Below are 11931 nucleotides of genomic sequence, written 5' to 3' on the forward strand. Positions count from 1 at the left end.
TGCCGAGAAATTCCCTGCGCAATCCGATACCGGGCAAATTGACTCCTTGCTCAATGATTTGTCCGCACAAATCGGCAATGTCCGCGACGCCACCGCCAAAAGCCTGACTGAAGACTTTGATATGGCGCGCGTTGGCGATGTATTGACGCGGATTATCGACTTTTACCAGTCTCGCCTTGATGCACGCGGCTTGCTGCTGGATCTGGAATTCGATGAGGCCGTGCGCGATGCCAGCACCTACCATTTCCACCTGAACGAAGCACTGCGGGAAACGCTGGCCAATGTGCTCAAGCATGCCGACAACAATAGTCCGGTCAAGGTCAGCCTGAAGCTGAAAGCCGGATTCATCCACCTGACCATCTGCAATGCATTGCCCGATACTGCATCGATCAAGCTCGACAGCCTCAATGCCGGAGAACGCGTGACACCGGCAGCACAAACCTATAACGGCGAAGAGTCACACGGCCACGGCTTAAGCGATATGCATGCCTTGCTATTGCTGATCGGCGGAAGAATGCAGTTTTCCATCAATGGTGAAGGGCTATTCCAGGTCATGGTGATACTACCCAGAGTCAAGCTAAGAACCGGCGAACAAACACGCCAAAGTGCAGCCGTTTCCCGCGAGTTACTCCATGGAAACTAGACTCTGTTGACGTTTTGCCGGCGGATCGCGTTTCGTCGGAAAGCCGCCAGGCGCAAGGCGTTGTGCACGCAAGGTAGTGATCTACCTCAGTGCGCAACAACACAGCGCCTGGGATTTGCGGCGAAACCCACAGGGCCGGGCCGAGTTTCGCGGTAACTCCGCGTTGTCATTCGCTTACATAAGCTGTTATGCCGCACTCATTCCGCCTTGATTTACCGCGAAACTCGACCCGGCGCGACCGTCGGCAAAACGTCAACAGAGCCTAGGAATAAGCCGAGTTCCCGACTGGCACCGCAGGTGCCAGGGAATCGGGGACTTGGGCGGCAGCAAGAGAAGAATCGATTGCCAGTCGGTTTATCCCGCTACCTTCGCCCCGCGGCAGCGGGAGGCCTGCTGTTACGCGTTCCTGGAGTTGCTCGGAGGGCCGTCAGGCTTAGCTGATGTGAATCTTCCGGGCGTGTGTCAGCAGCGCCGCGTCAGCTGGCGGGTTTCTCCAGCTGCTGCTTGAGATTGCTCAGGCCACCCTCGAAGTCGGGCCCGACCATGCGGTCCATCATCAGGCCCATATAGCGGCTCAAGGGGTTGATGCCCATATCGCCTTCATTGGTCCAGCTCAGCTTGCTGCCACCGGCGACCGGTTCGAGGGACAGGCTGCCGGTCGACACCATGCCGAACTCGGGAAACTCCAGCTTGTAGACCAGCTGCCGGCCTGGATCGCTGGCCGTGAAGGTCATGCTGCCGCTGCCTTCGGTCTTGCTCTCCCAGCTCCAGCGCGCATTGACGCCATGTTCGGCGCCGCTATAGCTGATTTTCATGGCGGGGTCGCGGCGTGGCCAGACTGACCAGCTACGCCAGGCTTTCGGGTATTCCAGCTCGGCGTAAATGCGTTCGGCGGGCGCCTGGATAACGGTGCTACGGCTGATGCTGAAATGACGCGGCAGCAAAAAGCCGACGCCAACCAGCAATAGCACCAGGCAGAACATGGCCAGTACGGCGCGACGAAACAGGCGCATGGTGATTTCCGGAAATGATGACCGCGCCAGTATAGGCAGCGCCGGACGACCACGCCGCGATGTGTTGCCGAAATGCCAGAGAAGTGCGAAAGGGCAGATAGAGCCTAGATCGGCAAGTGCAGGGTGGCCTTCAGGCCGCCTTGTGCGCGGTTATCCAGTGACAAGCTGCCGCCGTGCAGTCGGGCGATCCGATCGACGATGGCGAAGCCCAGTCCGCTGCCACCATCGGCGCGGCGTGCGCTGTCGAGGCGGTGGAAAGGCTTGAGCGCCTCGGCCATCTTGTCCGGCGCGATGCCCGGGCCGTGGTCGCTCACTTCAAACAGGATGGCGTCGGCTTCGCGCTGCACGCTCAGACTGATCGGCGCCGCACCGTAGCGGCGTGCATTGTCGATCAGATTGCTGAGCGCGCGTGACAGGGCCAGCGGCCGCGCCTTGAAGATCGGCAGATCGTCGGCCAGCACCAGGTCGATCGTGCAGCCCTCGCGCGCATAGCGAGACAGCAGTGATCTGGCCAAATCTTCCGGCTGGCAGTCGCAGGCAGCTTCATCGCCTAGGCCGCGTGCAAAGGCGATGAATTGGCCGAGAATGCGTTCGATGTCTTCGACATCTTCGCGCATGCCGTCCTGCAAACTCGGGTCGGCCATCATTTCCACCCCCATGCGCAGGCGCGCCAGCGGTGTGCGCAAATCATGCGAAATGCCGGCCAGCATGACATTGCGCTCGCGCTCGCTGCTTTCCAGATCGGCCAGCATGCGGTTGAAGCTGGCCGACAGGGCCTGTACCTCGTAGGGGCCGGACTCCGCCAGGGGCTCCGGATGCTCGCCGCGCCCGAGTCGCGCCGCTGCCATGCTCAATTTGCGCAAGGGCAGGCTGATACGCCAGGAAACCAGCGCGGCCAGCACGATCGAGGCAATGGTGAAGATACCGGCCGCTATGGCGAACTGTCCGGTCGGATCAAAGCGATAACGCCCCAGCGGGATCACCAGCCAATAGCGTTTGCCCAGTACTTCCACCGATACCCACAGCTGCCGCCGCGGTGGACTGGTCTCGCGGATATCGCCGATGTTTCCGAATTTCTTGCGGATAGTGCTGGCAATAGTGCGCGACAGCATGGTGCGTGGCGCCAGGGTTGGCGCGGGCGCTTCAGCCGTGTTGAGCTCGCGCAGATGCGCCGTATAGGGTGGTTGCCCGTATTCGATCCAGTTTTTCTGGGCCGCCGGTGACATGCCGTCCAGCTGATCCTCGGCACTGGCCAGCAGCTCGCCGCTTTGATCGGCCACATTGCTGGCGATCATCTGCAGCCGGTTATGGGCGAACAGCGCAACCACAAACGACAGCGACAACAGCATGGCCAGCACGGTTACACCAGCCAGCCGCCAGAACAGCGTGCGCGGATACAACCGCAGGGGAATGCGCTTCATGCCGGCAATCAGCGCTCACCGCCGTCCGGCACAAACACATAACCGAAGCCCCACACGGTTTGCAGATAGCGCGGCTCGGCCGAGTTTTCTTCGATCAGCTTGCGCAGCCGCGATACCTGCACATCGATACTGCGATCGAATGCTTCATGCTCGCGGCCACGCGCCAATTCCATCAAGCGCTCGCGACTGAGCGGAACCCGCGGATGATTGGTAAAGACCCGCAGCAGCGCAAACTCGGCATTGGTCAGGGCGATCGCTTCGCCATGCTTGCTGAGCTTGCGATTACCGATTTCCAGGCGAAATCCACCAAACTCGAATACTTCGCCCTCGGTCAATGGCGCTGACAGGGCGGACGGCTCTTTCTGACGTCGCAATACGGCAACAATACGTGCCAGCAATTCGCGCGGATTGAAGGGTTTGGGCAGGTAGTCGTCGGCGCCCATTTCCAGGCCGATGATGCGATCGATATCGTCACCGCGGGCGGTGAGCATGATGATGGGAATCTGATCTCCCTGGGCGCGCAAGCGACGGCAGATCGACAGCCCGTCCTCGCCGGGCAGCATCAGGTCGAGCAACACCAGGTGTGGACGATTGCGTTGCAGGCGGGTTTCCAGCCGGCTGCCGTCCTCGAAGGCCTCGACCGAATAGCCTTGTTCGGTCAGATAGCGTTGTACCAGCTCGCGCAGGCGGGCATCGTCGTCGATCAGCAGGATCTTGCGGGGGGTGGGCGTATTCATGGCGGCAGTGTAGCGGTATCGATATGTCGCGAGCGTGCCAGATGTAAAAAAACATTGCGGCCGGTCAGGGCAAGAAAGCCTGTTTACAATTGCGCCCATTTCGCTGCATGGATCAGCATAAGCTGGTCATTATTTTCCGGTAAGCCCGATTCCTGATGTTGTCCCGCGCGCCTCTAATCTTGCTGCTGATTGTTCCCGAGCTTGCCATGGCTCAGGGACAGGCGGCGGCGCGTGCACGGCAGCCGCGATTTGCCCCGCCGCCTATCGAGCGCCACGATATCGTCAACCGGATGCCGGAGCGCCCTGCGGCTGAGCGCAGGCCGATCGAGCCGCCGCTATTGCAACACCTGCCACCTGATCCGGCTGGCCCGGAGGCGCAGGCAGACCGCACCAGGCACCGCGAAACGCAGATACAGGAAGCGCTGAAAAACGGCGATATCACGCCGGAACAGGCCGCAATCCTGCGCGAGCAGCGGCGCGAAGCGCGCCGGCAGCGCATGGAGAAGTGGCGGGCAGAGCGCGAGGCGCGTGAACCGGCAGGCGGCGCCGGCGCAGAATCGTCACCGCGCACGCCCTGACTTGGCAGTCGGTCATTCGCGTGACCTACAATGGGACAAGACTTCTACTACCGTCCCACATCATGCCGCAGAGCGACGCCGTCAAAACCATCCTGATCGTTGATGATTCCGCCAGCCTTCGGCAAACCGTGCACATCGTCCTGGCGCAGGCCGGTTATGCCGTGCTGGAGGCGGCCGATGGCATCGAAGGGCTGTCGCGGCTCGATGGCCGGCGCATTCACCTGATCATTTCCGACGTCAATATGCCGAATATGGACGGCATTGCTTTTGTAAAGGCGGTGAAGCTGCGCCCGGACTATCGCTTCACGCCGATTATCATGCTGACTACCGAAGCACAGGAAAACAAGAAGCTGGAAGGGCAGATGGCGGGGGCCAAAGCTTGGGTGGTGAAGCCATTTCAGCCCGAGCAGATGTTGCGCGCGGTTTCCAAGCTGGTTTTACCCTGAGGCTTGGGCGGTCATGACCATTTCGGCCGTTTACCAGAACGAGCGCTGCATTGTGCGTATTGACGGCGCCTTCACCATCTATGAGGCCGGCGACGCCAAGCACCATCTGCTGGGTGACCTCAACTTGGCACCGGAGCTGGAAGTCGATCTCGCTGGTGTGACCGAAATCGATACTGCCGGCATTCAACTCTTGCTATTGCTCAAGCGCGAGGCTGCGCAGCAGGAAAAGCCACTGCATTTTCATGGGCATAGCAAGGCGGTGCTGGCGCTGATCGATCTTTACAATATGGCCGGTATTTTTGGCGACCCGGTGGTGCTGGAAGGCAAGGGGGGCGCATGAATCTCGAAGCGGCGCGCCAGGCATTCTATGAGGAAACCGACGAGTTGCTGGCTGCCATGGATGCAGCCTTGCTGGCGGTAGAGACTGCCAAGGAGCCGGAGCGCAGCGAGTGCATCAATGCCATGTTTCGCGCTGCCCATACCATCAAGGGCTCGGCCGGCTTGTTCGACTACCGCGAAGTGGTGACCTTTACCCACTTGCTGGAAAGCGTGCTGGACCAGCTCAGGGAAGGCGAGCTGGCGCTGTCATCGCAGCTGGTGCAACTGCTGTTTGCCTGTCGCGACCATATCGACGAACTGGTCAATGCCGGTCGTGAGGGCGCGCCGGTGGTGCTCGATGCCAGCCTGTGTGCTGCGCTGGAGCGTGAGTTGCATCATGAGAATGTGGCCCCGCCTGTCATGGCCAGCGCTGCCAGCGGCCCGCAGGTCATCAAGCAGGCCGGGCACGATCATGCCGTTGCATCGGACTGCTGGCATATTTCATTGCGATTCGGACGTGATGTGCTGCGCAACGGCATGGACCCGGCCTCGTTCATCCGCTACCTGGGCGGCCTTGGCCGCATCGTCTATCTGACCACCTTGTACGACGACCTGCCGGAGCCCCATTTGATGGATCCGGAGAGTTGCTATCTCGGCTTTGAAATCCAGTTCCATGCCGGTCCGGACATCGACAAGCTGGCCATCGAAAATGTGTTCGATTTCGTCCGCGACGATAGCAAGGTGCGTATTGTCCCGCCGCATGCCCATCTCACTGAATACATCCGGCTGATCCACGACATGCCCGAAGGTGCGGCCCGTCTCGGTGAGCTGCTGGTACGCGGCGGTGCACTGACGCCGCTGGAACTGGAAGAGGTGCTCGGTTTACAACGCGATCAGGCGGCCTCGGGTGATCATCGTCCGCTCGGAACCTTGCTGGTCGAGGAGCAATTGGTACCGCCGCAGGCGGTCGCTGCTGCGCTGGACAAGCAAAGAGAACAGCAGACCCATAAGACCCGCGAACATCGGGTGGTCAGGGTCGATGCGACACGTCTCGATGGTCTGATCGACCTGGTCGGTGAGCTGGTCATTGCAGGTGCTGCAGCGCAGCTCGCGTCGGAGCGCACCGGCGACGCCATCCTGAAAGAGGCGCTGGCCTCGCTGGGCGAGCTGGTTGAGCGCATTCGCGATGAGGCGCTGAGTCTGCGCATGGTCCCGGTCAATGAAATCTTCGGACGCTTCCCGCGGGTAGTACGCGATGCTTCCAAAGAATTGAACAAGGACATCCAGCTGTATATCGAGGGTGAGGAAACCGAGCTGGATAAATCCATGGTCGACAAGCTGAGCGACCCCTTGATCCACCTGATACGCAATGCCATCGACCATGGCATCGAGCCGCCTGAACGTCGGCGTGCCACCGGCAAGGCCGACTATGGCACGGTCTGGCTCAATGCTTACCATGAGTCCGGCAGCGTGGTGATCGAGGTTGGCGACGATGGCGGCGGTATGGATCGAGAGCGCATTCGTGCCCGCGGCATCGAGCGCGGCCTGATCGGTGCTGATGAAGTACTGTCGGACCAAGCCATACTCCAGCTGGTGTTCGAGCCTGGCTTTTCCACTGCGGAGACAGTGACCAGCTTGTCGGGCCGTGGTGTCGGCATGGATGTGGTCAAGCGCAATATCGAAGCACTCAAGGGCGAAATCGATATTCAGTCCGAGCTTGGGCAAGGTACGGTGGTAAGGCTGCGTCTGCCGCTTACCCTGGCCATTATCGATGGTTTCCGCGTGGCGGTCGGCAAGTCGACCTTCGTCATTCCGCTGGACCTGGTGATCGAGTGCCTGGATTTGCCTGCCAGTGCCGATGGCCAGCGTCACTATGTCAATCTGCGTGGCGAAGTGCTGCCATTCTTGCGACTGCGCGAGCTGTTCGATATCGAGGGCAGCGCACCGAATCGCCAGGCGGTGGTGGTGGTGCAATACGGGATGAATCGTGCCGGTCTGGTGGTCGACCGGCTGGAAGGCGAGTTGCAGGCGGTGATAAAACCCCTGGGGCAGTTGTTCCGAGGGGTAAAGGGCCTGGGTGGATCGACCATCCTCGGTAGCGGTGCCGTCGCACTGATTCTCGATGTGCCGGACTTGATCCAGCGCGCCAGCACCACCGAGCGCAATCGCGTGCTGGCAGTACCGGTGTACGAGGCACGGCGACTTGGCGTGCGCGAAGGGAATGGATGATGCGCTGGTTCGCCCGTTTGCCGCTTGCATCGCGCATCATGCTGGTATTTGCTGTGCAAGCGGTACTGCTGCTCGTTGGCATGGCTGTTTCCGCCCGGCAGATGGCTCTGCTCGGCAATCAGGTCGCCTCCGAGCAGGAGCTGGCGCGTAGCGCCGGCTTGCAGTTGAACGAGGCGCATGTGCGTGCACTGCAGCATCGTCGTACCCTGGCCGAACTGGCTTTTGCCGGTGGCAGCAAAGATACCGGGCCGGCGGCTGCACGCCTCAAGGATATCCAGGCCGAGCTGGAGGGCGCGTTGCGCACCTATCGGCAGGCGCCGCCGCTCGAAGGTGAGGCAGAGCTGCGGCAGCGCCTTGATCGCGTGTATGCAAGCTATCTGAATCAGGCTTCCGCCCTGGTTGGCATGGTGCTGTCCGGTCAGCAAAGCGATGCGCAAGACAGCGTGTTGCATGCACCGGAATTTGCTGCCTTCGAGAAGGTGCTGGATGAAGCGGTTGCGTTCAATGACCGGGCGATGAGCAAGCGTGCCGGACAGGTCAGGATCGACCTGCAGCAGCTTGGCTGGCGCTTGATCGCCCTGGCGTTTGCCTCCGGCGTGATTGCCATGCTGGTTGGCTGGGTGGCGTCTCGCTACTTCGTCCGCTTGCTGGGCGGTGAGCCAGAGGCCGCGGTGGCGCTAGCGTCCAGAATGGCGGCTGGCGACTTGCGCAGCGCCGTGCCGCTCAAGCCCGGCGATACGCACAGCCTGAGCGCTGCACTGGTGGCGACCAGCCACAGCCTTAACCGCATCATTCGCGAGCTGTGCGAAGCCGCCGACATCAATTTGCGCGCTGCCATGCAGCTTGAGTCTTCAGCTGCCGCCTTGTCTCAGACATCCTGCGAGCAGGCTGCCGGACTGGAGCAGACCGGGGCGACCTTGGCCCATATCGGGGCAGTACTCAACCAGAGTGCCGCCCATGTTGCGCAGACCGACCAGATGGCCGGCCGTGCGGCCAGCATCGCCAGTGAGGGCGGCGCGGCCGTATCGGCCTCGGTGGTGGCAATGCGGCAAATCGCCAGCAAGATCGGGGTGATCGACGAGATTGCCTACCAGACCAATTTGCTGGCTCTCAATGCCGCCATCGAAGCGGCGCGTGCCGGTGCGCATGGCAAGGGCTTTGCCGTGGTGGCGGCCGAGGTACGCAAGCTGGCCGAGCGCAGCCAGGCGGCTGCGGCCGAAATCGGCGCGCTGGCAAGCCAGTCGGACGGTCTGGCGGCGCGGGCCGGGCAGCTGCTCGATGACGTGGTGCCGGAGATTCGTCGTACCGCTGATCTGGTCACCGAGATCAATGCCGCCGGCCGCGAGCAGATCGCCGCTATCGGGCAGGTGCAAGATGCCATTCAGTTCCTGCAGAAAAGCACTCAGGGCAATGCTTCTTCATCGGAAGAGCTGTCGGCCACCGCTGAGGAAATGCACAGCCAGGCCAAACGTCTGCGCGATCTGCTGGAAGGATTGAAGATCGATCAGGAGGAGGGCCGCGCTGGCCGGGATTGCCGCCAGCAAGTCGGCCAGCCAGGCAAAACCATGATGCCGGCTAGCCGGCCTGTTGCCGCCACGCCGGCCAAACGGCCGCAGGTGCCGAGGCCGGATACTGCTGCCACGCCTGCCAGCATCTCGGGTCTGGTGCATACGCCGGCAGTATTGCTGCATCCGGCTGGCGATGTTGATGAAACCAAGTTCATCCGGTTCTGACTGCCAGGAGGCGCCATGAGTCAGCTCATATCCCCGCATCGGCGCAGCAATATTGCTGTGGCCGAGCCTGTCGAACAGCCGCAATACCTGACGTTTCGCCTCGGCGGTGAGATGTTTGCCCTGGAAATCCGCCATATCAAGGAAATCATCGAATATGGTGGCCTGACCGAGGTTCCGCTGATGCCGCGCTTCCTGCGCGGGGTCATCAATCTGCGCGGGGCGGTGGTGCCGGTAATCGACCTGGCGGTGCGATTCGGGCGCAGCCCTACGCAGATCGGTCGGCGTAGCTGCATTGTCATTGTCGAAGTGGCTTATGGCGATGCCTGGCATGATCTTGGCGTGATCGTCGATGCGGTAGACGAGGTGCTGGAATTGCCAGCGCAAGATATCGAGCCGGCACCTGCGTTCGGCGCACGTCTGCGTGCTGAATTCATCCGCGGCATGGGCAAGCTTGGTGAGCGCTTCGTGATTGTCCTGGCCCTGGAGCATGCGCTGTCCATTGATGAGATGGCCGAGTTGGCCGGTGTTGGCGCTGGCGGGAATGACTAAAAAGCTGGCCCGGCCCGATGCACCGTCCAGCCTGATCGCTTTGGGGCCTCCGGCGCTCACTGATGCTGAATTTCATATGTACCAGGCGCTGGTGGAGCGCCTGACCGGCATACACCTGGCGCCGATCAAACGCGCGATGCTGTATGGACGGCTGTCGCGTCGGCTGCGCGAATGCGGATTGAACAACTTCAGCGAGTATTTCCGGCTGATCGACGATGGCGGAGACCCGGACGAGCGGCAGACTGCGGTTGACCTGATCACCACCAATGAAACCTATTTCTTTCGCGAGCCGAAGCATTTTGACGCGCTGCGCAATCAGTTGCTGCCTGGCTTGACGGGCCGTCCATTGCGGGTATGGAGTGCAGCGTGCGCCAGCGGTGAAGAGGTCTACAGCATTGCCATGACCCTGGCTGCCGAGCTTGGCGAGCAGGCTGCCTGGGAGGTGCTCGGCTCGGACATATCCGCCCGTATGCTGGCTAACGCTCGGCGCGGCCTGTATCCGGCAGACCGTGCCAAACATATCCCGCCCGACTATCTCAAGCGCTTTTGCCTGCGGGGTGTGGATGAGTACAGCGGCACCATCCTGGTTCAGCGCGCTTTGCGCAGCCGGGTGCAGCTTGGTCGCATCAACCTGATCATGCCTTTGCCGGAGCTGGGCCTGTTTGATCTGATCTTTCTGCGCAATGTCATCATCTATTTCGATGCCGAAGTGAAACGGCGGGTGGTACAGGCCATCGTCAGGAAGCTCAAGCCTGGTGGCTGGCTGATTGTCGGACACTCCGAATCACTGATCGGGGCGCCGGCCGAGGTCGAGCCGGTGCTACCCACCATCTACCGCAAGGTGATGCGATGAATTTCCAGATCGACATCTTCTTGCAGCCGGGCGATGTGTATATGGGGGATAAGGACACCCGCATACGTACACTGCTGGGTTCCTGTGTCGCCATTACCTGGTGGCATCCGCATCGGCAGATCGGTGCCATGTGTCATTACCTTCTGCCGCAGCGTCCGCGCAGCAAGCCGCGCAAGGGCGAGCCGCTCGATGGGCGCTATGCCGAAGAGGCGTTTGCCATGGTCATGCTCTATATTCAGCAAGCAGGGACTTTGCCAGCGGAATACCAGGTAAAGATGTTCGGTGGCGGCAATCTGCTTGCCGCAGCTGATCGGCCCTTGCCGGCGGTGGGAGAGCGCAATATTGAATTCGGGAAACAATGGCTGGCCGAGCATGGTTTCCGGTTATCGCGTGAGCATTTGGCCGGACAAGGGCATCGGCATATCGTGTTCGATCTGGCCAATGGCGATGTATGGGTCAGGTTCCAGCCGCAGGCGCTGTTAGTGGCGCCGGCAAATGGTCGCAAATAGGCACAATACCGGGTGATGTCCCGCGTAAATGGCAGATGTTGTACTTATGCTTTGATAACTGAACGTCGGCCATATAGCGGCAATGGCGGCGCCTTCCGGTCGATAGGAATCAGGTATTCGTGACCGGGAAAGATCAGCGGCAGCCTCAAACGGGCAGCGAGGGATAGATGACCATCAATGTACTGATCGTGGATGACTCGGCCGTGGTTCGACAGGTGATGAGCGACGAGCTGAGCCGCCATCCGGATATCAAGGTGATCGGTGCCGCTGCCGACCCGCTGTTTGCCCAAGACCGCATGAAGCTGCAGTGGCCCGATGTCATCGTGCTTGATATCGAGATGCCGCGCATGGACGGGCTGACCTTCCTGCGCCAGCTGATGGCAGAGCGCCCGACTCCGGTGGTGATCTGCTCCAGCCTTAGCGAGAAAGGCGCGTCCATTACCCTGGAAGCGCTGTCTTGCGGGGCGCTTGGCATCATCACCAAGCCATCGATCGGTGTGCGTGATTTCCTGCAGGACAGCTCGGCCGATCTGGTATCGGCCATTCAGGCCGCCTACGCCGCCAGTGGCCGTTTGCGCTTGCGGCGCCCGCCGGCCCCTGCTCCGGCCACTACGCCACCGCTGGCGCGGCCAGGCGGCAATTATGTGTCGGAAAAGATTCATACACCCAAGCTCAATGCCGATGCGATCCTGGAGGCGCCAACTGGCCCATCGGCGGTAGGCAGCACCGAGCGGGTGGTTGGCCTTGGTATCTCTACCGGCGGGGTACAGGCGCTGGAAGTATTGCTGCCGGCACTATCGGCCAATGCCCCTGCCATGGCCATCGTTCAGCATATGCCGGAGAAATTCACCGCGACCTTTGCGCAGCGCCTCAATGGCCTGTGTCGCATCGAGGTCAAGGAA

Annotated in this window: 13 protein-coding genes; 10 read left to right on the forward strand and 3 right to left on the reverse strand. The window is 61.1% G+C overall.

The features are described 5' to 3' along the window. Nucleotides 1–643, forward strand: a 643-nt coding sequence (locus tag ACE3OH_RS02910; RefSeq protein WP_374348152.1) for a hypothetical protein, incomplete at its 5' end; no start/stop codon positions are given. A 476-nt stretch (nt 644–1119) separates the two neighbouring features. Here the strand turns inward: ACE3OH_RS02910 and ACE3OH_RS02915 are convergent. The 3 genes from ACE3OH_RS02915 to ompR form a co-directional block, all read right to left on the reverse strand. Further along, nucleotides 1120–1656, reverse strand: coding sequence for an SRPBCC family protein (locus ACE3OH_RS02915; protein ID WP_374348155.1), 537 nt, complete (start codon nt 1654–1656; stop codon nt 1120–1122). A 104-nt stretch (nt 1657–1760) separates the two neighbouring features. Further along, nucleotides 1761–3077 (reverse strand): ATP-binding protein, encoded by a 1317-nt coding sequence (locus tag ACE3OH_RS02920; protein ID WP_374348158.1) that lies wholly within the window; start codon nt 3075–3077, stop codon nt 1761–1763. A gap of 8 nt (nt 3078–3085) precedes the next feature. Further along, nucleotides 3086–3814, reverse strand: a complete 729-nt coding sequence (gene ompR / locus ACE3OH_RS02925) for a two-component system response regulator OmpR (protein ID WP_374348160.1) — start codon at nt 3812–3814, stop codon at nt 3086–3088. A 206-nt stretch (nt 3815–4020) separates the two neighbouring features. Here ompR and ACE3OH_RS02930 point away from each other — a divergent pair, with 206 nt between their 5' ends. The 9 genes from ACE3OH_RS02930 to ACE3OH_RS02970 all read left to right on the forward strand — a co-directional run. Then, nucleotides 4021–4392 carry a hypothetical protein gene (locus ACE3OH_RS02930; protein WP_374348163.1) on the forward strand — a complete coding sequence of 124 codons (372 nt, stop codon included), beginning with the start codon at nt 4021–4023 and terminating at the stop codon, nt 4390–4392. Nucleotides 4393–4454: 62 nt separating this feature from the next. Then, nucleotides 4455–4838 (forward strand): response regulator, encoded by a 384-nt coding sequence (locus ACE3OH_RS02935; RefSeq protein ID WP_374348165.1) that lies wholly within the window; start codon nt 4455–4457, stop codon nt 4836–4838. A gap of 13 nt (nt 4839–4851) precedes the next feature. Beyond that, complete coding sequence (locus tag ACE3OH_RS02940) at nt 4852–5178, forward strand: lipid asymmetry maintenance protein MlaB (protein WP_374348168.1); 327 nt, start codon at nt 4852–4854, stop codon at nt 5176–5178. Beyond that, nucleotides 5175–7385 carry a chemotaxis protein CheW gene (locus ACE3OH_RS02945; RefSeq protein WP_374348170.1) on the forward strand — a complete coding sequence of 737 codons (2211 nt, stop codon included), beginning with the start codon at nt 5175–5177 and terminating at the stop codon, nt 7383–7385. Before ACE3OH_RS02940 ends, ACE3OH_RS02945 begins: the two co-directional genes overlap by 4 nt. Beyond that, a complete protein-coding gene (locus ACE3OH_RS02950) occupies nt 7382–9118 on the forward strand; it encodes a methyl-accepting chemotaxis protein (protein ID WP_374348172.1) in 1737 nt (578 codons plus the stop codon). Before ACE3OH_RS02945 ends, ACE3OH_RS02950 begins: the two co-directional genes overlap by 4 nt. 15 nt (nt 9119–9133) lie before the next feature. Further along, nucleotides 9134–9667 carry a chemotaxis protein CheW gene (locus tag ACE3OH_RS02955; protein WP_374348175.1) on the forward strand — a complete coding sequence of 178 codons (534 nt, stop codon included), beginning with the start codon at nt 9134–9136 and terminating at the stop codon, nt 9665–9667. Then, nucleotides 9660–10520 (forward strand): protein-glutamate O-methyltransferase CheR, encoded by an 861-nt coding sequence (locus ACE3OH_RS02960; RefSeq protein WP_374348177.1) that lies wholly within the window; start codon nt 9660–9662, stop codon nt 10518–10520. Before ACE3OH_RS02955 ends, ACE3OH_RS02960 begins: the two co-directional genes overlap by 8 nt. Beyond that, complete coding sequence (locus ACE3OH_RS02965) at nt 10517–11029, forward strand: chemotaxis protein CheD (protein ID WP_374348179.1); 513 nt, start codon at nt 10517–10519, stop codon at nt 11027–11029. The genes ACE3OH_RS02960 and ACE3OH_RS02965 overlap by 4 nt, the downstream gene beginning before the upstream one ends. Before the next feature lie 167 nt (nt 11030–11196). Then, nucleotides 11197–11931 (forward strand): response regulator (locus ACE3OH_RS02970; RefSeq protein WP_374348182.1); only part of this gene is annotated, 735 nt, incomplete at its 3' end.

The organism is Chitinimonas sp. (assembly GCF_041904975.1).
Taxonomy (GTDB): domain Bacteria; phylum Pseudomonadota; class Gammaproteobacteria; order Burkholderiales; family Chitinimonadaceae; genus Chitinimonas.